1 protein-coding gene is annotated in these 265 nt (G+C 73.2%); it reads left to right on the forward strand.

Annotated features, from left to right (window positions below; all coding sequences use genetic code 11):
• Window positions 1-11 precede the first annotated feature (11 nt).
• The coding region (locus tag FFK22_RS42555; protein ID WP_186003000.1) for a transposase zinc-binding domain-containing protein at window positions 12-265 on the forward strand (254 nt) is incomplete at its 3' end.

The following is a 265-nucleotide window of genomic DNA, read 5'->3' on the forward strand; positions in this document are numbered from 1 at the left end:
CCTGACCGGCCGTGCCGCGGCCAGCCCTGGAGCTGGCCGACATCCTGCGTGTCCATGGCGAGGCCTTCCGCAGCACCCATGCCGGGCATCTGAGCCTCGGCCAGCTCAAGGTCATGTCGGCCATCGAGGCCTGCCGCACCGCAGCCCTCGGCGGCCACGTCGCGCGCTGCGACGACTGCCGGCACCTGGCGGTCAGCTACAATTCCTGCCGCAACCGCCACTGCCCCAAATGCCAGGGCGCCGCGGCCCGGGCCTGGCTCGCCGA

Source organism: Mycobacterium sp. KBS0706 (genome assembly GCF_005938675.2).
Taxonomy (GTDB): Bacteria; Pseudomonadota; Alphaproteobacteria; order DSM-16000; family Inquilinaceae; genus Inquilinus.